The 21,194-nt window shown below is 58.8% G+C and carries 18 protein-coding genes; 7 read left to right on the plus strand and 11 right to left on the minus strand.

Translation table 11 applies throughout. From position 1 onward, the window contains the following. Positions 1-85 precede the first annotated feature (85 nt). From HUJ17_RS02585 to HUJ17_RS02600, 4 genes are all read left to right on the plus strand, one after another. Positions 86-286, plus strand: coding sequence for a DUF1656 domain-containing protein (locus tag HUJ17_RS02585; protein WP_062817757.1), 201 nt, complete (start codon positions 86-88; stop codon positions 284-286). 9 nt (positions 287-295) lie between these two features. Then, positions 296-1,174 (plus strand): HlyD family secretion protein, encoded by an 879-nt coding sequence (locus HUJ17_RS02590; RefSeq protein ID WP_290509214.1) that lies wholly within the window; start codon positions 296-298, stop codon positions 1,172-1,174. Next, a complete protein-coding gene (locus HUJ17_RS02595) occupies positions 1,171-3,267 on the plus strand; it encodes an FUSC family protein (RefSeq protein WP_272962856.1) in 2,097 nt (698 codons plus the stop codon). The genes HUJ17_RS02590 and HUJ17_RS02595 overlap by 4 nt, the downstream gene beginning before the upstream one ends. A 134-nt stretch (positions 3,268-3,401) precedes the next feature. Continuing rightward, positions 3,402-5,000: an aldehyde dehydrogenase family protein gene (locus HUJ17_RS02600; RefSeq protein WP_272962855.1), complete on the plus strand. Its 1,599-nt coding sequence runs from the start codon at positions 3,402-3,404 to the stop codon at positions 4,998-5,000. Positions 5,001-5,159: 159 nt separating this feature from the next. Here the strand turns inward: HUJ17_RS02600 and HUJ17_RS02605 are convergent, their stop codons facing one another. Then, a complete protein-coding gene (locus HUJ17_RS02605) occupies positions 5,160-6,029 on the minus strand; it encodes a Dyp-type peroxidase (protein WP_290509215.1) in 870 nt (289 codons plus the stop codon). Between the two features lie 190 nt (positions 6,030-6,219). On the opposite strand from HUJ17_RS02605, the gene plsB reads away from it, so the two are divergent. Next, entirely contained in the window at positions 6,220-8,721 is a 2,502-nt protein-coding gene (gene plsB, locus HUJ17_RS02610) for a glycerol-3-phosphate 1-O-acyltransferase PlsB (RefSeq protein ID WP_290509216.1), read from the plus strand. Between the two features lie 73 nt (positions 8,722-8,794). Here the strand turns inward: plsB and HUJ17_RS02615 are convergent, their stop codons facing one another. The 6 genes from HUJ17_RS02615 to HUJ17_RS02640 all read right to left on the minus strand — a co-directional run bounded on the left by HUJ17_RS02615 (position 8,795) and on the right by HUJ17_RS02640 (position 14,348). Further along, positions 8,795-9,511 (minus strand): outer membrane beta-barrel protein, encoded by a 717-nt coding sequence (locus tag HUJ17_RS02615; RefSeq protein WP_290509217.1) that lies wholly within the window; start codon positions 9,509-9,511, stop codon positions 8,795-8,797. 143 nt (positions 9,512-9,654) lie between these two features. Further along, entirely contained in the window at positions 9,655-10,374 is a 720-nt protein-coding gene (locus HUJ17_RS02620; protein WP_290509218.1) for a class I SAM-dependent methyltransferase, read from the minus strand. Between the two features lie 4 nt (positions 10,375-10,378). Beyond that, complete coding sequence (locus HUJ17_RS02625; protein WP_290509219.1) at positions 10,379-11,176, minus strand: undecaprenyl-diphosphate phosphatase; 798 nt, start codon at positions 11,174-11,176, stop codon at positions 10,379-10,381. 111 nt (positions 11,177-11,287) lie between these two features. Further along, positions 11,288-11,722, minus strand: a complete 435-nt coding sequence (locus HUJ17_RS02630; RefSeq protein ID WP_290509220.1) for a thioesterase family protein — start codon at positions 11,720-11,722, stop codon at positions 11,288-11,290. Then, positions 11,719-12,393 carry a tRNA (adenosine(37)-N6)-threonylcarbamoyltransferase complex dimerization subunit type 1 TsaB gene (gene tsaB, locus HUJ17_RS02635; RefSeq protein ID WP_290509221.1) on the minus strand — a complete coding sequence of 225 codons (675 nt, stop codon included), beginning with the start codon at positions 12,391-12,393 and terminating at the stop codon, positions 11,719-11,721. Before tsaB ends, HUJ17_RS02630 begins: the two co-directional genes overlap by 4 nt. After that, positions 12,390-14,348 (minus strand): ATP-dependent DNA helicase, encoded by a 1,959-nt coding sequence (locus HUJ17_RS02640; RefSeq protein WP_290509222.1) that lies wholly within the window; start codon positions 14,346-14,348, stop codon positions 12,390-12,392. The genes tsaB and HUJ17_RS02640 overlap by 4 nt, the downstream gene beginning before the upstream one ends. 77 nt (positions 14,349-14,425) lie before the next feature. On the opposite strand from HUJ17_RS02640, the gene HUJ17_RS02645 reads away from it, so the two are divergent. After that, positions 14,426-14,968 (plus strand): molybdenum cofactor guanylyltransferase, encoded by a 543-nt coding sequence (locus HUJ17_RS02645; RefSeq protein ID WP_290509223.1) that lies wholly within the window; start codon positions 14,426-14,428, stop codon positions 14,966-14,968. A 140-nt stretch (positions 14,969-15,108) separates the two neighbouring features. Here the strand turns inward: HUJ17_RS02645 and HUJ17_RS02650 are convergent, their stop codons facing one another. From HUJ17_RS02650 to HUJ17_RS02665, 4 genes are all read right to left on the minus strand, one after another. Further along, on the minus strand, positions 15,109-15,495 hold the full coding sequence (locus HUJ17_RS02650; protein WP_035244687.1) for an SCP2 sterol-binding domain-containing protein: 387 nt from the start codon (positions 15,493-15,495) through the stop codon (positions 15,109-15,111). Positions 15,496-15,690: 195 nt separating this feature from the next. Further along, complete coding sequence (locus HUJ17_RS02655) at positions 15,691-16,977, minus strand: ammonium transporter (RefSeq protein ID WP_290509224.1); 1,287 nt, start codon at positions 16,975-16,977, stop codon at positions 15,691-15,693. Positions 16,978-16,987: 10 nt separating this feature from the next. After that, positions 16,988-17,326 (minus strand): P-II family nitrogen regulator, encoded by a 339-nt coding sequence (locus HUJ17_RS02660; RefSeq protein ID WP_035244689.1) that lies wholly within the window; start codon positions 17,324-17,326, stop codon positions 16,988-16,990. A gap of 344 nt (positions 17,327-17,670) precedes the next feature. Next, the gene (locus HUJ17_RS02665) at positions 17,671-18,540 is read right to left on the minus strand and encodes a tetratricopeptide repeat protein (protein WP_290509225.1); all 870 of its coding nucleotides are present in this window, start codon (positions 18,538-18,540) and stop codon (positions 17,671-17,673) included. A gap of 219 nt (positions 18,541-18,759) precedes the next feature. Between HUJ17_RS02665 and HUJ17_RS02670 the strand changes: the two genes are divergently transcribed. Continuing rightward, positions 18,760-21,194 (plus strand): acyl-CoA dehydrogenase (locus tag HUJ17_RS02670; protein ID WP_290509226.1); only part of this gene is annotated, 2,435 nt, incomplete at its 3' end.

Genomic DNA, 21,194 nt, shown 5'->3' on the forward strand with positions numbered 1-21,194 from the left:
GGTTCGCACCTCGAGCGGTGCTCCTACAGGTGCCCTGAATTATCCGTTACCATGCTCGCTAACATGACACTGCCGGGAAACAACGATGTGGCTGCATGAAATTCCGGTTGGCGGACTGCTGATCAGCCCCATGGTGCTGTTCGTGCTGCTGGGCATGGTGCTCACCCTGTTGACCTTCCTGCTGCTGCGCAAACTGGGCTGGCATCAGCAACTCTGGAAGAGTGCCTGGGTCTATCTGTCACTGTTTATCTGCTTTGTAGCCCTTTTCCTGAGAGCGCTGAGTTAGGGACAATTCATGCAACAACCGCTACGCATTCTGCTCACCGTAGTGCTGGTCATTCTGGCCCTGCTGGCCGGCAACTGGGTGTGGAATTATTACCTCTATGCCCCCTGGACCCGCGACGGCAAGGTGCGCGCCGAGATCATTACGCTATCCCCGGATGTGTCCGGCTGGGTAAGTGAGTTGCACATTCGTGATGACCAGACCGTACAACAGGGCGATCCGCTGTTCCGTATCGATGATATCCGCTACCGCGCCACTCTGGCCCGGGCCGAAGCGCAGCTACTCCACGAGCAGGAATCTTTGCGCCTGGCTGAACATCAATATGAACGGCGCAAACGCCTGCACGCCGGCAACAGCATCAGCCGTGAAGAACTGGACAGTGCCCGTATCGAGACGCAGTTAGCCGCTGCCAATGTAGCGCTCGCCGAGGCAGAACTGGCCAGCGCCAGAATCAACCTGGAGCGAACCAGTGTGGAAGCTCCCGCAGACGGCACTATTGTCAACCTGACCCTGCAGCAGGGAAACTTCGTTAATCAGGGCACTCCGGTAGTGTCCATGGTCAAGGCCGGCAGTTTCTATGTCACCGGCTACTTCGAGGAAACCAAACTACCCATGGTGAACGTGGGCCAGCGTGCCACCGTGGTATTGATGAACGGCGCCAGGAAACTGCGCGGCAAGGTCACCAGCGTGGGGCAGGCCATCGCCAACGCCAACACCCAGACCGACGGCCAGTTACTGCCCCAGGTCCAGCAGACCTTCAATTGGGTGCGGCTGGCCCAGCGCATTCCCGTCCATATCGAACTGGACCACATTCCCGACGATATTCTGCTAGCCGCCGGCATGACCGCCACCGTGCGCCTCCACGAGCAGGACACCAAGAGCGACCAATGAAACTGGATCCGCGACTGGCCGTCCTGCTCACTCCAGACCGCCAGTCTGTCCTGTTTGCCACCAAGGGCGTCATCGCCATGGCGCTGGCACTCTATCTGTCCATGCTGCTGCAACTGGACCGGCCCTACTGGGCGCTGATCTCCGCCGTGTTCCTGCAAGTGCGCCCGGAAACCGGGCTGGTGATAGAGAAAGGCTTTTGCCAGATCGGCGGCACCCTGGTTGGCGGCGCCATGGGGCTGCTGATCCTGGCCTGGCTACTCCCCTACCCGGCCCTGGCCATCGGCGCACTGACCTTGTGGATCGGCCTCAACGCCGGTGCCTCCGCCTGGGTGCGCCAGGCCAATTTCATCTACGGTTTCGCCATGGCGGGCATCACCGCCACCCTCATTGTGGTGCTCGCCATCGCAGACCCGGCCAATACCTCCAGTCTGGGCATCTTCCACATTGCCAACGCCCGGGTCAGTGAGATCGTTCTCGGCGCCGTCTGCGCCACCCTGGTGAGCAGCTTACTGTGGCCAGTGCGAGTAAGCGGTCTGCTCAAGGAGCATGCCCGTACCGCCCTCAACCAGACACTGGCCTATCTGGAACTGGAACTGGACCCATCGGGCACCCATGCCAAACGCCATAATCAGGTGGATGCGCTACTGCAGGGTATTTTTGCACTCAGTGATGACAGCAGCGCCGTTCACTACGAGGGCAGCCATGGCCCGGGGCGGGCCCGGGCGGCCACAGTGATCTGCCACAAAACCCTTTCACTGGTGGCCCGCATCCGCGTTATCGGGCGCCTGATGCGCAACCACGACGAGCTGCTCACCCCGGCCCTTCGCGACCTGCTTGATGCCTTGCGGGCGGCATTCCAGCGCATGCGCGAAACCCCTTCCGCCGAACAGGCCATGAAAGAAGCCCAGGCCCTGCGACAGCAGCTGCGCGAAGCTCGCGGCGAACAAGCCGAGGATGCCCCGCCTCTGCAGCGGCGCTTCTTCCAGGTCAGTCAGAACCTGACATCGGACCTGATTCTGGCTCTGGAGGCCAACCGTGCCCTGCATTTCAGCCATGAAGTGCAACTGCGACCACAAGGACTGCGTCCTTACCGGGATCTACAGATCGCCTCCGCCGTGGGCCTGCGCAGTGCGCTGGTGTTTGCCCTTGCTGCCGGGCTCTGGGTCGGCACTGCCAGCCCCATGGCCATCATGCTGATGATCATGCCGGTCATGTTCACCATTCTCTTTGCACGTCTGCCAGAGCCGGATCAGGTGCTGAAACGGGCCACCTTCAGTTCCGTGCTGGCCGCACCGGTAGCCCTTTTTTTCACCCTGCCCCTGTTGGCCCTCAATAACGGCAACTTTCCCCTGCTCATCCTGATTCTCGGCGCGCCTCTTTTTGTCGGCCTGCTGGCCATCAGTAAACGCCTGACCCTGCCCCTGGGGCTGGGCTTTTGCACGCCCTATATCATTCTGGTACAGCCGGGCAACGCCATGGATTTTGACGTGGCCCGGGTGGCCAGTAACGGCCTGGCAATCACCGTGGGAATCGCCATCGCCTTCCTCATGTTCCGTCTGATTACGCCACCCAATGGCCCCAACCTGCGCCGCCGGCTGATCCGCCAGACCGCCACCGACCTGACGTTGATGGGCAACCCCTCTGCGGCCACATCAGGTGCCGCCAACATCAATGAAGAATGGTTCAACGCGCGCATGGCCGACCGCCTGCGCTGGCTGACCATCTGTGACAAGGCCCTGCCGGAAGCCCAGCGCCATTTCACCGACCTGGGCCTCACCGGACTGAACCTGGGCCAGGTTTCCCTGTGGATTCAAAGTCGTCTGCGCAGCAATGCCCCACCCGCCCTGCTCGACAGCGCTGATCGCTGGCAGCTGGCCCTGGCTGCGGCCTATCAGGCCTGCTCCCGTGGCACCGTCGACGAGGGCTTTCGCCAACAATCGGAAAGGCTCAAACTGGACATGGACGACGCTGGCAACCTGGCTCAGCGCGACCGCGAACTGATTGCCGGCGCCCTGGAACGCATTGCCCTCACCTTCGAGCGCATGGCGTTCCGGCTGACGGAAGCGCAGCAAAGCCGTGGCGTCGCGGCCTGAAATCGGCCCGAACAGCACTGGCCACAATGTCTACTCTGTGTTTACCTATGTGCCTTTCCCGGAGCCAGACACTGGCCCTCCCAGAACAGCCCGCAGGCCACCTTTACGACCTGCCGTGATGGAGACTTCCTCACATGACCGCGCAAGAAAAACTCGACAGCAAAACCGTCCTGGACACCAACCCGGCCACCGGCACCGCCGTGGCCGAGCTGAATGAAACCGATCTGGCCAAGTTGCCGGAGATCATGGCCAAAGCCCGTGAAGCCCAGGCGATCTGGGCAGCCAAATCATTCAAGGAACGGGCTCGCCATATCACCATGATGCGTAGCTACATTGTCGACCGCGCCGACGACCTGGCTCGCACCGTCAGCGAGAGTAACGGCAAGACCCTTACCGACGCCCTGGCCACGGAAGTGCTCCCCTGTGCCCTGGCCTGCAAGTGGTACGCGAACAACGCTGAAAAATACCTGAAAGAAAAGAACCGTCCCGGCGGCAGCATCCTGTTCTTCAACAAGAAGACCCACATGCTACGTGTTCCTCTGGGTGTAGTGGGCATTATCAGCCCCTGGAACTATCCGCTATCCATCCCCTTCGGTGAAATTGTCATGGGCCTGATGGCCGGTAATGCCGTGCTGCTGAAAGTAGCTGCTGCCACACCGGCCGTAGGCCGCGCCATCGAGCAGATCATCGCTGCCGGGGAGTTACCCGAAGGCCTGTTCCATCATATCGTCGGCTCCGGTTCCAAAGTGGCCACCGGCTTTTTCGATAATGGTGTGGACAAACTGTTCTTCACCGGCAGCGTCCCCGCCGGCAAGACCCTGATGGCCCAGGCCGCCGAAACCCTCACCCCGGTGTCCCTGGAGCTGGGTGGCAACGACCCCATGCTGGTACTGGAAGATGCTGACCTGGAACGAGCCACCAATGGTGCCGCCTGGGCCGGTTACCAGAATGCCGGCCAGAGCTGTGGCGGCGTGGAAAGAGTGTATGTGGTGGACGCGGTCTACGACCAATTCGTGGATCTGCTCGCCAAGAAGACCCGCCAGTTGCGTCATGGCGTGGGTTGCAACGATTTCAATGTGGATATCGGCAGCCTGACCACTGCCGGTCAGCTGCGCACCGTGCAGCAGCATCTGGAAGATGCCCTGGCCAAGGGCGCCCGCATCGAAGCCCAGTCCCGCCCGGTAGGCAACGTGGAAAACGGCTTCTTCCACCCGGCTACACTGCTCACCAATGTGACTGACGACATGCTCACCATGTGTGATGAGACCTTCGGGCCTTTGATTGCCGTGCAACGCGTGGCTAACGAAGAAGATGCCATCCGCAAGGCCAATGAATCCAAGCTGGCGCTAACCTCTTCCGTGTGGACCAAGAACAACAAGCGTGGCCGCGCCATTGCTGCTCGTCTGCAATCCGGCGTCACCACCATCAATGATCATCTTTACAGCCACGGCCTGTCCGAAACCCCTTGGGGCGGCTGGAAGGAATCCGGCATCGGCCGCACCCACGGCCCGGAAGGCCTGGAGGAAATGACCCAGGCCAAAGCCGTCAACTGGGATATCCTGCCCTCCAAGCGCAACATCTTCTGGTACCCCTTCGACGAAGCCACCTACAACGGCATCAAGAACGCCCTGCACTTTGTTTTCCCCAAAGGCATCGGCCAGATGCTTGGTGCTTCACTGAAGCTCACCCCGTTCCTGGTGAAAAAGATGTTTACCAAATGGAAAACGGACTGAATCAGTTGACAGTTAGCAGTTGAAAGTTGACAGCTGCGCGATCCAGATTGTCTGTCATTGAAACGCAAGAGGCCGCGCCCGGTATACGGGCGCGGCCTCTTGCGTTTCAGGTCAAAACAGTTATTCCTCGCGTAGCTGTCAACTATCCACTATCAACTGTCAACTGATCTTATCAAGCCACTCCTGATCCGGCGCATACCACCACGAGCCCATCACCGGGCGCGTGTAGTTCAGCAGGCGGTCTTTGACGGTGTCGTCGGCGATGCCGTACATGCGGCGCAGCAGGTAGTCGTAGCGGTCCAGTTCGCAGCAGAAGGCCAGGAAATACAGGCCATGCTCGCTGCTGTCACCGTAGGGCACAGAGCGACGCCACATTTTCTGGGGCACACCGTCCCGGTCCACATCGGTCCGGCCCACGTGGGCATCCGGCGGCATGCGCTCGTCGTCGAACTCCACCGCATCTTCCTTGGTGCGGCCGAACACGTTTTCCTGTTCGTTCACCGGCAGTTGGTTGAATTTCTTCAGGTCATGAACCCACTTCTGGGTCAGCACCCAACTGCCGCCCGCACCAGGATGCGGCTCGGCAATAAAGGCCGCCTTTTCTGCCTTTTCACCGGTCGGGTTGCCGATACCATCGACAAACCCGGTCAGGTCACGCATGTCGTGGTAGACAAAGCTGTTCAGCTCCAGTTGCGTGGATAGCAGCTCGCCCACGGCATCCCGTACCTGCATACCGGCATCGAATAGATCGCCGCGCTCCTTCGCCTGTACCCAGACCCAAAGATCCCCCTGGGTTGCCGGCACATGGCCCTCCAGGGAAAACGGTGGAAAGCTGAAGCGGGTATCCAACTGCTCCCAGAGGGCTGGCCCGAACGCCATCAACACCGGGGTCTTTTCGCTTTTCAGCGAATTCAGCTGGCGCAATGCGGCTCTCACTGCCTGCATCTCCTGGCCACTGCCAAGGCAGAATTCGAAGAACAGATGATGCTGATAACTACGATCAAAAATCCCCGTTTGCGGTGTCGACACCGTTAACTCCTTAGTACTTATCAATAAACTGCCAATAGTCTAGCAAGGCTACCTGACTTGTTCCCGTGAATATAATGGACCATAGTACGAACTGGCAGACGCAATTCTGAAACAAATTGAAATATGCGCTGGTGTTCCCTGCCCGGGGCTTTCGCTACACTTGCGGCACACTAGTTAACTGAATCCGACTATGACACCTTGGCTTGGCCTGGATCGCCTGGGCTTCTTCCTGATCCGCATTTTCCTGCGTTTGTGCACACGTGCTAACGCGCTGCCTTCCAACCCTGACGAACTGCAACTTGCCCCCAATACCCCGGTGGTTTATGTGCTGCGTGACCGCTCAGCCGCCGATGCAGCAGCAGCGGATCAATCCGCACGACAATTGGGCCTTGCATCTGCACTGCATGGGTTAACGCTGGGCAAAAGCCACCTGAGCCATAGTTACTTCCAGCTGTACCGGCGCAAATTCAGTAATGGCCGGCAGCGAACCCCCGTGTCACCGCCACGGCTGGAAAAACTGGTCAGCGCACTACGCGCCAATCCCGAGGCCGATGTACAGCTGGTGCCGGTATCGGTGTTCTGGGGCCGCCGTCCGGAAAAGGAAAGCTCCCTGTGGCGCATTCTGTTTTCCGACAACTGGTCGCCGGCGGGTTTCATCAAGAAATTCTTTATCATCGTCACCCAGGGCCGGCAGTTGTACGTCCATTTCAGCAAGCCAATGTCCCTGCGCACCCTGGTGGATCAGTGCCCCACGGACGAACAGACCGTGCGCAAGGCTTCCCGCATTCTGCGTGTGCATTTTCGCCGTCAGCAGGAAGCCGCCATCGGCCCGGATCTGTCTCACCGTCGCACCCTCACCAATACCGTGGTGGACTCCATCCCCGTACAGGAAGCCATCCGCGCAGAGGCCCAGCGCCAGGAAACCAGTATCGAGAAGATGGAAGCCAAGGCTCGCCATTACGCCATGGAAATCGCCGCGGATTACTCCCATACAGTCATTCGCTCTCTGGAGTTGTTTCTGAACTGGGTCTGGAACCGACTTTATGCCGGGGTCAGGTTGTACAACATGGACAACCTGACCAAGGTGGCCGGCGACCATGAAGTCATCTATGTGCCCTGCCACCGCAGCCACATCGATTACTTGCTGTTGTCCTTTGTGGTATTCCGCAATGGCCTGGTACCGCCGCACATTGCCGCCGGTATAAACCTGAATATGCCCATCGTCGGGACCATTCTGCGCCGCGGCGGTGCCTTCTTCATGCGCCGCAGCTTTCGCGACAACCCGCTCTACGCCACCGTGTTCAGTGAATATCTGCACACCATTACCGTACGCGGTTATTCCATCGAGTACTTCGTTGAAGGTGGCCGCAGCCGCAGCGGCCGGATGCTCAAACCCCGTACCGGCATGCTGGCCATGACCCTGCGCAGCTTCCTGCGCGATGCACGCAAACCCATTGCCTTTGTTCCCGTCTATGTGGGCTACGAAAAAGTCATCGAGTCCGGTTCCTATATCGGCGAGCTGCATGGCAAGAAAAAGCAGAAGGAATCCGTTGGCGGGCTGATGAAGTCCCTGTCGGTGCTGCGCAGTCACTTCGGCCAGGTGCATGTGAATTTCGGCGAGCCCATCAAGCTGGTTGACTTCCTGGATCAGCATCACACACCCTGGCGCAGCGAGGATCTGGCCGCCGGGGAAACCCCAGCCTGGTTTAAGCATGTGGTGAATGAACTCGGGCAGGAAGTGGTGGAATCCATCAATGCCGCTGCGGTGGCCAACCCCATCAACCTGCTCAGCCTGGCTCTGCTGGCATCGCCGAAGCACACCATGGATGTGGCCCAGCTTCGCCAACAACTGAACCTTTACATCGCCTTGCTCAAACAGGCGCCCTACAGCGACAGCGCCTCCATCGCCACAGATGATGCCTCTGCCATCATCCAGTATGGATTGGACAACGAGTTCCTGGAGCGTATCGAGCACAAGCTGGGTGACGTGGTAACCACTGATGAGAAGACCGCCCTGCAGATGGCTTATGTACGCAACAACAGCCTGCACCTATTCATCCTGCCCGGCCTTATCTGTTCGCTGGTGATGAACGCCCGCTCAATCAGTATGGGCACCCTGCAAAGCATGGTGCATCTGCTCTACCCCTTCCTGCGCAATGAATACTACCTTCACTGGCAGGACGGCGACGAACTGTCTCAGGCGGTCCGCAAGACGGTGGATGTGCTTGAGAAGGAACAACTGGTGAGCCGCGAGGACGACTGCCTGCACGGGGCGCCTATTCACACCCATGAATCGGACATGCTGGACCATCTTGGCCAGACCGTGATGCCCTCTCTGGAACGTTATTATCTGACCATTCGCCTGCTGGTTCAGTACGGCTCAGGCATGCTGACCGCCGACCAGCTGGGGGAACTGGCGCACCAGACAGCGCAACGATTATCGCTGCTCTACGAGTTCAACTCGCCGGAATTCTTCGACAAGGTGGTACTGAAAAACTTCATCAGCCAATTGTATGGTACCGGCCTGGTGACCACCGACGGTGCCGGGGCCCTGATCTTTGATGAGAAACTGGAATCTCTCGACGATGAAGCCCGTCGCATCCTCAGCCCGGATATCAGCGATGCGATTCAGCGAGTGACACGGGTAACCGACATTGAGCACCTCTCTGAACCGGCTCACTCCGCTTCTTGAGGCCGGCAGAATCACCACCAAAAATACCCGCCATTTGGCGGGTATTTTTATTTCCGGACCAGGCAACCACTCACTAAATAGCGATGGAAACCCCCAGACTATAGTTGATGCTCTGCAGGTCCATTTCCAGTTCCCGGGACAGTGCTACCGAACCACCAACACCGTTGGCCGTGTCGCCACTTTCCACAGTACCGGCATCCACATAGAAAATGGAAAAATCCACGGAGGCCGCATCACTGAGCCAGTAGGCAACCCCCGCACCAAATTTGAATGCAAATTCGGTGCTGTCTCCGTCTTCAATGGTTGCAGAGGCGCCACTAACGGCAACGGTCATATCCTCCAGCTCGTTATCGGCAAGGCCGATACCCGCCCCCACATAGGGGTCAAAGGCTCCGGTGCCGCGGTCATTCATGAAGTGATAATAGCCATTCAGCATGAGAAGGTGGCTAGTGGTCTTGGCCTCAAACGTCCCCGCCTCTGAAACCCCACCAGAGCTGACAGTGACACCATCTTCCTCTTTGGAGGCCAGTGACAAATCCAGCGCCACTTCTGCTCGCAGATTCGGGGACAACCAGGTCCCACCGGCAACACTGAAATAGTCAGTATTACCCGGGTCATAGCCATCTATATTCAACGTCTCGTCAGGAGGGCCTGCCACCGTAAAGTCCATATCCTGTTCGTCATAATCGGCAAGACTGTAAGCAAATCGCAGATAGTTATCGGCCATGGCTGATACAGGCAATACCAGCGGCACTGCCGCAGCCAACGCAAGCAAACGGAAAGTATTCATGGTCTGATCCTCATTTAAGTGTCGTTCCTTAACACCAGAACATCAGGTGCCTCTTTGAAGCTATCAAAGCGACATTATTGTGTCTATTTTTTGATCAATTAATGAAAGCGTTACGCGGCTGGCTAGTTGCTCAGAAATCAAGGCTACTCATATACATCAAAACGAATAGCCTTACCGGCAATCTGATGGTGGGCTCGGCGTTTTGCCAGTGGCTCTGCCTTTCCCGGGCGTTTGACCACAACCCGTTGCGGGTCCAGGCCGAGTGCCCAATCCAGCAACATCGCTTCTTCGTGGTGATCCGGGTACGCCGCCAGTTGCTGAACCCATTGCAGGTCTTTTTTTACCGCCGCACTTTTTTCCCGGGATGGGAACATGGGATCCAGATACACAGCATGCAGTGGTGGCATACTGTGCGCATCTGCTGCTGCGCAAGGCAGCAATTGCATGACGGCAGCCAGCTCTGTCGGCGCCCGTCGCAGGCCATCCGCCAGCATGGCATGGAGAATTGGTGAGCGCTCAGCCAGCAACACCGGGAAGCCAGCCATGGCGATCAGTGCCGCATCCCGGCCAAGGCCGGCAGTGGCATCAAGAACCATACGGGTGTGTTCCCGGGGTTTTCCCAACGCCTTGATAAGCCGTTCATGTCGAACCCGCTCCGGCGTCAGTCGATACCCCTGTTTTCCATCGCTGAAGGTAACGCTCAAAGGGGTTTCCCGCCCTTCCGGGCGCCACAGGCTCAGGCGCTCTTCCTGCCAACCCAGCACCAGCGGGAAGCCCAGTTCTGCTGCCCTGCTCGCTTCTGCTACCGGAACTCCAGGAAGCCCATCGGGGCAACCTGGTAACAAGCCAAGCACTGCCTCCATGGGATCAGGCCAGCCACGCCAGCAGCGCAATGCCAAGGATCAGGCGATACACCACAAACGGCAGCATGCCGATGCGCTCAAGCAGACGAATGAAGAACACGATGGTCAGGTAGGCCGTAATCGCACTGACCACAGCACCCAGTGCCATCAGCCCCCAGTCAACCGCCACCTGCTGCTCGATCAGATCCTTTGTCTTCAACAATCCCGCACCAAGAATCACCGGGATGGAAAGCAGGAAGGAAAAGCGAGCCGCATCTTCGCGCTGATAGCCCAACGCCAATGCCGCAGTGATAGTGATACCACTCCGGGAGGTGCCGGGAATCAGTGCCAGGGCCTGGGCCAGACCAATAAAGATGGCACCAATAACCCCCAGGCGCACCAGACTGAACTGGCGCTTCCCGAAGGCATCTGCCGCCCATAGCAAGGCACCAAACACCAGGGTCGTGACAGCAATCACCAGTGCCGAACGCAACTCCCGTTCGATCCAGTCATCACCGAGAAAGCCGAACAGCACCGCAGGAATAGTGGCCAGCACCACCAGCAGGCCCAGTTTCAAGTCGTCATTCATGGTCCGCTGGGTTACGGCCTGGCCGGCACCACCGATCATGGCGAACAGATCCCGGCGGTAGTAGGTCATTACCGCCATCAACGTACCCAGGTGGACGGCCACATCAAAGGCCAAGCCCTGATCTGGCCAGCCTAGTACCTGTGACGGGAGAATCAGGTGGGCAGAACTGGAAATGGGAAGAAACTCAGTGAGGCCTTGTATCAGGGCCAGTACCAGCGCCTGGAACCAATCCATGGAAAATCCTTGTTGAAGAAGACGTCAGTTACGAGCTACGAGTTGCAAGGGGCGAAAGTCAAAACCGGTTTGGGTTTTCGACGCGCGCTTCTCGTAACTCGTAACGCTTTTCTACTCGTTGGCGGTTATCTGGTAGCCCTGCAGGAATTCCGGCGGCATGCGGCGGGGCTTGCCGGAATCCAGTGCCACACAGACCCAACGGGTACGTCCGCGCAGAAGGGTACGGCCGTCTGATTCCCGGACAATCTGGTAACGGCGGGTGATGCTGATGCGCTGGTCGTTTTCCACAATCCAGGTGCCGATTTTCAGGTGCTCGCCTTCAAAGGCCGGTGCCAGGTAATCCACCTCAGTGTGACGGGCCACCATACCCCGGTTGAGTTTCTGATACAGATCCCAACCCAGCCCCAGGACCGCGGTATGGTCCCAGGCAATTTTCTCCATAAAACGCAGGTATTCGGTGTTATTCACATGCCCCATCACATCGATGGCTTCGGCCGGCACGGTCACCGCCAGTTCATGAACATTGGGAAGGTCCCAGTTAATCATCTTACTGCTCCCTGAATTACCTGATCGCGAAGATAAACCGGTTGTGCCTGTTCCGCACTCACCCCTTCCCCGCGCTGGAAACCCGATAATGCCAGCTGTGCTACCGCTTTCGCATGGGGATGCACGTCTGCCTCACAGCGACTTGCGCCATAGGCCTTGCGCAGCGCCTCACCATAGACCAGACCGGAACCGATAATCATCCAGTCTTTTTGCGGCAAGGCCGGCAAGGTATCCGGGTCAAACAGACCATCATCGAACAGCGTTCTGGCAAGCCCATCCTCGCAGCAATAGGCGCCCAGATAGACTTCCCCCATGCGCGCATCAAACACCGTGATCACATCCCGATGCGGGGCGATATCCTGGGCACTGAGCGCACAGGCTGCCAGGGTAGATACCCCGATTACCGGCAGGTCCGCCGCAAAGGCCAGTCCCTGGGTAACAGCTGCGGCCACCCGCACACCGGTAAATGCACCAGGGCCATGGCCAAAGGCTATGCCGTCCAGTTGCCGCAGCGTCAGTTGCGACTCCGCCAGTAATGCCTCAACCATTGGCAACACCCGTTCGGTTTGACGTCGTGGTGCCTGCTCGAAATGCTCAAGCACCTTGTCACCGTCCATGATAGCCACCGAGCAGGTCTCGCCAGCGGTTTCCAGAGCCAGAATTCGTGTCATGATTCTATCTGTTCCGTTGCCTGCCCTTCCTGTTGTTGCCGGGCCAGGTAATCAAAAAAACGTTGTACCACGTCCAGCTTCCGCGTGCGGGTCATGTTTGGCAGACTGTTCACAAATAATTTTCCGTAACTGCGTGTCAGCAGCCGGGGATCCGCCACCACCAGCAAACCGGTATCTTTCGGATCGCGGATCAGACGCCCGGCTCCCTGGCGCAATGCCAGCACCGCCTGAGGCAATTGATAATCGCGGAAGGCGTTACCACCATTACGATTGATATGTTCGATGCGCGCCGCCGCCACCGGATCGCCAGGTGAACCGAACGGCAGTTTATCAATGATCACGCAGCTCAGTGCCTCTCCGCGCACATCAATACCTTCCCAGAAACTGCTGGTGCCCAACAGCACCGCATTGCCTTTTTCCCGGAAACTGTCCAGTAACTCCCGTCGACCGGACTCACCTTGCACCAGCAACGGGTAGTCCAGACGGGGACGCAGCAACTGGGCCGCTTCCCGTAATGCTCTGTGACTGGTGAAAAGGAAAAAAGTGCGACCTTTGGCGGCATTAATAACTGGCACCATGGCTTCACAGAGCGCTGCAGTGTAGCCAGGGTCATTGGGCGCTGGCAGGCCGTCAGGGGCATAAAAGACGGCCTGGCGCTTGAAATCAAAGGGGCTTTCCAGCCGCAGGGTAGTCGCTGAATCCATCCCCAGACGCTTCTGGATATGTTCAAAACGCCCGCCCACCGACAGAGTCGCCGAGGTCAGCACCCAGCTGCACGGCTGGCGCTCACGCTGGGCACGCAGCTGGGCGGCCACGGACAGGGGCGTGCTGTGCAGCACCACGGTGCGTTTGAAGGTTTCAAACCAGTACACCCGGTTGGGTTGCTCCCCTTTCAGGTAAGCCGCCAGACAGTCCACCTGCTCGCTGGCGCGACGGGCACAGGCTTCCATGCCTCGGCTGGCCTTGGCCAGAGGCCCCAGAAACATTTCCAGATCACGCAGCGCGGCTAGCAGGGTGTCGCCGGCGTCGATAACGGCATCTTTCTCCGCCACTTCTGACCAGGGCTCACGGCGCTCCCCCTCCCCCAGACTCAGGCGCAGATCCAGGCAGCCCTTTTCCACCGCTGCGATTAACTGGTTCAGGCGGGCCAGGTCGGCAGCGGTATGCCCGGCTTCGGAAAGGCTGTCACGGCCCAGTTCCTGAACCTGCCGGGTACTGAGTGTGTCGCCGAAAAAAGCGGCGGCAATTTCCGGTAGCTGGTGAGCCTCGTCAAAGATCACCGTATTGGCACTAGGCAGCAGCTCCGACGCCGAGCCATTACCGCGAAGGGCCGCATCGGCAAAGAACAGATGGTGATTGACCACCACCAGGTCAGCTTCCTGGGCTTCCTTGCGGGCCTTCATCAGGGGACATTCCTGATAGTTGGGACAGTCCGTGCCCAGGCAATTGTCTGCCGTACTGGTAACCCAGGGCCATACCGGCGCGTCTTCGGCAATCTGTTGCAATTCAGCAATGTCACCAGTCTTGGTGCGTCCGGCCCAGTGGGCCACGATCTGCAATTGCTCAGCAGTTTCCCGGGTGAGAAAACGGGCTTCTTCCTGATGCAGGGTCAGGCGATAGGGGCATAGATAATTGGCGCGCCCCTTCAGCAACGCCACCTTGCGCGGCAGCCCCAGGGCTTTCTTGACCAGCGGCACATCCTTGAAGAAAAGCTGATCCTGGAGGCTCTTGGTGCCGGTGGACACCAGTGTCGGGCCCTCCGACAGCAGGGCCGGCACCAGATACGCCAGCGTCTTGCCGGTACCGGTTTCAGCCTCGACCATCAGGGTTCCACCCGTGCCGATGACCGCGTCCACTGCGTCCGCCATGGCCAGCTGTGCCTCACGGGGCTGATAGCCCGGCAAAAGCGGCGCAAAGCGCGTCAGATCGGTAAGATGGTTACGGGCGCTGGTCACACGATGTCCTGAGGATGACGGAAGGAAGCAAGCGACAGAGCATACCATTCACCTGCTGAACCCCAAAGGAGTTGGGCATGGAAAACTATACCCTGATCATCCTGGCGGGCGGCCAGGGAAAACGGGTCGGCGGCGCCGACAAGGGACTACTGGAGCTGGACGGCAAACCGTTGATCGCCCACCTGCTGGATCATCTGGCGCCCTCCCCGACCCGCATCGTGATCAGTGCCAACCGTAATCAGGCCACCTACCGGCATTGGGCCGATCAAGTGGTCAGTGATGAACGGGACGGGTTTCAGGGGCCCATGGCCGGTCTGGAAGCGGCGCTGGATGCCAGCCAGGGGCTCTGCCTGTGCCTGCCCTGCGATCTGGTGCAGCCTCCCGGCCCCATGCCCGGCGACCTGCTGAAAAAAGCCACACCAGATCATGTCTGCGTGGCTCAGGACCCGATCCGTCGCCAGCCCCTGTGCCTGGCGCTTTATGCAGAGCATTGGCGGGATTCCCTGCACACTTATCTGGATAGCGGTGGCCGCAGCGCCTACGGCTGGCTGGATCAGGTCCCCGTACACCCGATAGCCGTGGCCACGCCGCTACAGAATCTGAATCACAAAGACATATAAGTCACGAGGGGCGAAAAAACCAACCAACACCACCAGTTGTGGCTCTGCGTTCCTGACTCGAAACTCCCCCCCAGAAACAACAATGCCCGCACAAGGCGGGCATTGGGGAAAGACTCCAGACAAACGACAGCGTCGTTAAATCAGGCAGTCACTTCCTGGATCTGCTTCATCAGGGCAACCTGATCGGCAGAAGGCTGTGCAGTTTGCAACGCCATCAACTTGCTCATGTCGCCTTCGATGCGGATCTGGCCGCTCATGAAGCCCTGCATACCAGCGGACTGGTCACCTTCAATGAAGATGCGCTTGGCAAGATCAGCCGGCAGGATCATGGTAGTCGGCGCGTCAGCGTGATGGCCTTCTTCGATCATGCCACCGACCAACGCCATCTCCTTGTCGCCACCATCGCCGGACACAGTGATGTTGATTACCAGATCTGCCAGGGCAGCCGGGGTTTCCACATCGCCGGCACCGTCACGGATCTCTTTTACTTTCGCAAACCACTCGTCAGACAAAAATTCCAGGCTCATTCTTATATCTCCTTAACCTATCGTTGTGGCTTCGACACCCCGTGTAATCAGGCATCACCATTCAAACAAGCGTTCGAAACTTACCCGTACCTTATAGAAAGGCCCGGGGGGTGGCAATAGCCGCACAAGCGTCTATCGGGGACAAAAAAACCCGGCACAAGGCCGGGCTTTTTTGTGGTTGTCATGCAGGGGTAATCAGAGGTCGTAACCACGCTCTTCGTGCAGCGCAATATCCAGCCCCTGGGTTTCTTCGTCTTTGTCCACACGGAGTTCCGCGAACAGGCCGACCAGCTTGAGCAACACCCAGGTCACCACAGCGGTATAAACGAACGTGGCCACCACGCCCAATGCCTGCACCCCGAACTGATCCAGCATGGTGAATTCCGGCTTGGCAAAACCGTAACCGGAAAACAGGCCCAGTTCCGTGGAAGCAAAGATACCGGCAAACAGGGTACCGAGAATGCCGCCTACCCCGTGCACCGGGAACACGTCCAGGGAATCATCGATCTTCAGCTTGTGCTTGATAAAGATGACCGAGTAGAAGCAGATCACACCCGCAGACAGACCGATCACCAGTGCTGCTGCCGGGCCGACGAAACCAGACGCCGGGGTAATGGTACCCAGACCCGCTACCATGCCAGTTGCGATGCCCAGTGCCGAGGGCTTGCCGAATTTCTTCCATTCCATGGTGATCCAGGCCAGAGAACCCGCCGCTGCGGAAATGTGCGTGACCAACATGGCCATGGCGGCGTCGCCGCCGGCGGCCAGTGCAGAACCACCGTTGAAACCGAACCAGCCCACCCACAGCATGCCGGCACCGGTCAAAGTCATGGTCATGTTATGGGGCATCATGCCCTGCTCCGGAAAGCCTTTGCGCCCGCCGAGTACCAGCGCCGCGACCAGCGCCGCCACACCGGCAGTGATATGCACCACGGTGCCGCCGGCAAAGTCATACAGGCCCAGGTCGGCCAACCAGCCGCCACCCCACACCCAATGGCAAACAGGAACATACACACCCAGCAGCCAGAGTACGGAGAACGCCAGCATAGGGCCGAAGCGCATACGCTCGGCAAAGGCACCGACGATCAGCGCCGGGGTAATAATGGCAAACGTCATCTGGAAAAGGCCATGCAGGCTTTTCGGCAACGTGCCTTCCAGAGTGTCTTTACCGATACCGGCAAAGAAGGCGTGATCCAAACCACCGATCCAGGCATTCATACTGCCGCCATCGGAAAACGCCAGCGAGTAACCACAGATCAGCCACACCAGCGATACCGCACAGGTAATGGCAAAGCATTGCATCAACACGGAGAGTACGTTTTTGCTACGCACCAGGCCGCCATAGAACAGGCTCAGACCTGGAATGGTCATGAACAGCACCAGCGCAGTGGCCGTCAGGATCCAGGCGGTGTCACCGGTATCCAGACCATCGGCCAGGGCCAGGGACGGAAACATCAACAGTACAGCAAGCAGTTTTTTCATCGTGGCCCCCTTAAATGGCTTCGTTGCCGGTTTCACCGGTACGGATGCGGATTACCTGTTCCAGATCACTGACGAAGATCTTGCCGTCACCAATCTTGCCGGTGCCCGCGGCCTTCATGATGGCTTCGATGGCCTGATCCAGGTCTTCTTCGCGCACCGCCAGCTCCAGCTTTACCTTGGGCACGAAATCGACCACGTACTCGGCACCCCGGTACAGCTCCGTGTGGCCTTTCTGGCGACCGAAGCCTTTAACTTCAGTAATAGTCATGCCCTGCACCCCGACCTGGGCCAGCGCATCGCGGACTTCGTCCGCTTTGAACGGCTTGATCACCGCTGTCAGCATTTTCATGGTTGTCTCCTGATCCACGTGCAGCCTGCCAGCGGCTGCACCAACACAATACGTGCCGAAAAGTTTGCACCGCCATAGCGCATACAAGAATCAGGCCAGCAATATTATTTTTTAATTTCAGTCACTTGGCCGCAGCGCACCCCAAATATGCACCACAATAGACCCAGTGCACCACACAAATGCACTTATTTAATGCATTCAGGCTTTCCAAGATGATGCAACGAGGAAGAATTCAGAAAAAGCAGACATGGCGATGCACCAGCAAGACGCAGTGCATCGACGTACGGTGAGATACAGCGAGGAGAGATGCCACCCCTGCCCGTCGAGGGAGGCGTGGCGACAGATCAATACAGGTAATTGAACATCTTGCGGCGGTATTCGCTGGCCAGCGGATCCCCTTTGGGTAGGCACTCGAATACTTCCAGCAGCGCGCTGCGGGCAATACCATCGCGGAAATCCCGGTGCTCACTCAGCAGTTGCAGCAACGCCTCCAGACCCGCCTGGAACTGGCCGGCCGCCGCTGCCTGCAAGCCAAAGGCATAGAGATCTTCCGGGTTGGGCTGATCGCTGATGCGTTTACGGAGCTCCGCCAGAGAATGGCTCTCGCCTTCCAGTTTTTCCAGCAAGGCAAAGCGGGCCCGGAACGGGCGTAATGGCTCCACATCTTCGGTCACTTCCGCCAGCACCGACTGCGCCTCGTCCAGACGCCCATCGCCCAGCAGGTATTCTACCAGCATGGCACGGATCGCGTGCTTGTCCGGGCTCTGCTGCAACGTCTGGCGCAGTGCCGCTTCTGCCTGCTCGCCATGGCCGGCGTCGATGGCCATGCGGATCTGTTCAATGAAGCCCTCTTCCTGTTGCTGCTCAGCAGCTTCAGGATCCACTACCGGGGCCAGCCACTGGCGCAACGCCCCCTCAGTCTGGGCACCGTCCAGCTCGCTGACCAGCTGCCCCTGATAGACAAGTTTCAGGCTCGGCAGACTGCGCACCCCGAACTGGCTGGCCAGCATCTGCTGCTCATCGGCGTTGACCTTGGCCAGGATCACCTTGCCCTGGTACTCATTGACCAGGCGCTCCAGAATCGGTGCCATCTGCTGACAGGGCTGACACCAGCTGGCCCAGAAATCCACAATCACCGGCACCTGCCGCGACTGCTCAAGAATTTGCTGAATGTTCTGTTCGGTTGCTTCAATGATGTAGTTGTTCGGTTGCAACGCCTTGCTCCTGAAAGCTTTAAAACTGGATGCAATTGTAAGGGATGACTGCCATTAAATCCGGTTAAATCCTGTGCAACTGATCACTTTCACGGGTTAGACTCAAAGAGGTCGGGTCGATAAGGCTTCACGCCATGTACATGGCCCGTGAGTACGCTGGATTGTATTCAAAACAACCCGGGGCCAGGCGGGCCCGGGTTCACGGCAAAGGAGATCACCATGCTTAGCCTGTTGGCTATTGTAGTGTTAATTGCCACGCTGATGACCCTGTTCTATCAGCGCATCAGTCGCGGCATCGGCAGCGCGGTTTTTGTGGTTGTCTGGCTGTTGAGCGCCTTCCTGGCTCCCTGGCTGGTTCATCCGGTTTCACTGATCCTGCTGGCCGCTGGCGTTGCCTTGCTCAACCACGTCGATCTGCGCCAGAAGTTCATCACCAAGCCGGTCTATAATGCCCTCGGCAAGGTCATGCCAGCCATTGGTGACACCGAACGCGAGGCCATTGAAGCCGGTACCACCTGGTTCGAGACTGACCTGTTTTCCGGTCGCCCGGACTGGGAAAAATTCGCCCATATCCAGTTTTCTACCCTCACCGATGAAGAACAGTCGTTTCTGGACAACGAAGTCCAGGAACTGTGCGACATGCTGGATGAGTGGAAAATTTTTCACGAGTTGAGAGATCTGCCGGAGGAAGTCTGGGATTTCCTCAAGCATAAGGGCTTCTTCAGCCTGATCATTCCCAAGGAATACGGCGGCAAGGCATTTTCCCCCTATGCCCAGAGCCGCATCATGAGCAAGATTGCCACCCGCTCACTGACCGCTGCGGTCACCGCCATGGTGCCCAACTCCCTGGGCCCCGGTGAACTGCTGGCCGAGTACGGCACCCAGGAACAGAAAGACCGCTGGTTGCCCGGTCTGGCCAAGGGCGACGAGATCCCCTGTTTCGGCCTGACCGGCCCGGAGGCTGGCTCTGATGCCGGCGCCATTCCGGATACCGGGGTGATCTGCAAAGGGAAAATCGACGGCAAGGAAGTGCTGGGCATGCGCCTGAACTTCGCCAAGCGTTGGATCACCCTCGCCCCGGTGGCTACGGTAGTGGGCCTGGCCTTCAAGCTCTATGACCCGGAAAAACTCCTCGGTGACAAGGAAGAGCTGGGTATCACCTGTGCGCTGATTCCTGCCGACACCCCCGGGGTGGAAATCGGCCGTCGCCACTACCCCGGCTCCCCGTTCATGAACGGCCCCATCAACGGTAAGGATGTGTTCGTTCCACTGGATGCCATCATAGGTGGGCCGGAAATGGCTGGCCGAGGCTGGCGCATGCTGATCGAATGTCTCGGTGCAGGCCGCGGTGTGTCCCTGCCCGCCCTGGCCACCGCCAGTGGCGAGATCGGCTATCGCATGACCGGAGCCTTCGGCCGTATCCGCCGCCAGTTCAATACTGCGGTGGGCCAATTCGAAGGGGTACAGGAAGCATCCGCTGAGGTGGCTGCCATTGGCTACACCCTGGAGGCCTACCGTCATCTGGTCACCCGCTCGCTGGAAGACGGGGCTCCGTCCGTAGTCACCGCCATGGCCAAATACCACGCCACGGAAATGATGCGCGAGCTGATCAACCACGGCATGGACATCGCCGGCGGTCGCGGCATCCAGTTGGGCCCGCGTAATTTCCTGGCCCTGCCCTACCAGTCCACGCCCATCGCCATCACCGTGGAAGGGGCCAATATTCTCACCCGCTCGCTGATGATCTTCGGCCAGGGCGCCATGCGCTGCCATCCGTACCTGTATGACGAATTGCAGGCCATTCAGGCGGAAGACAAGAAACAGGGGCTGCAGGATTTCGATGCCCTGTTCTTCTCTCACGCCGGCCACACCCTCGGCAATATCAGTAGCGGTATCATGCAGGCGCTTGCCGGCCCCTACCTGTCCGAGGCACCGGGCAATGCGGACGCCTTCAGTGCCCCCTGGTATCGGTTGGTGAACCGCTATAGTGCGGTGCTCTCCAGTACTGCAGATATGGCCTTGGCCCTGCTGGGTGGCGATCTGAAACGTCGTGAGCTGCTCTCTGCGCGGCTGGGCGATGTGCATAGCCAGTTGCTGATCGCCTGTTCCATTCTCAAATATCACGCCACCCTGCCACGTGACGAGGCCAACGACGCCCACGCCAGCTACGCGCTGCGCCGGTCGTTCAGCAAGGCCCATGACGCCCTTGATGCCTTCTACCGCAACTTCGGCTTCTTTGGCGTGGGCTATGCGCTGAAAGGGTTGTTCTTCCCGTTCGGTCGTCCCTGCAAGGCCCAGGCCCCAAGCGACGACCAGATCCGCACTCTGGGTGACATGATCATGGCGCCCAGCTCGGTGCGCGATGCACTGGCAGAGCCGGCTTATATCTCCCAGGATCCGGAAGATGCCATTGGCCGCGTGGAAGCCACCTTCAACAAGCTGCTGGAAGTTGAGCCGGCCTACCTGGCGTTCCTGAAAGCCGAAGGCAAGGGGCAACTGGAAGGCAGCACCATCCTGGAAAAACTGCAGGATGCAGCCAGCAAAGGCATCATCGACGCCGACCAGGTAGACCCGGTGAACGAGTACGATGCCATGCGCTACGACTGCCTGCTCACCGACGCCTTCGATATGGACCTGAAGGACGTCAACGTGCA

This window comes from Alcanivorax sp. (genome assembly GCF_014762765.1).
In the GTDB taxonomy this organism is placed as follows: domain Bacteria; phylum Pseudomonadota; class Gammaproteobacteria; order Pseudomonadales; family Alcanivoracaceae; genus Alcanivorax.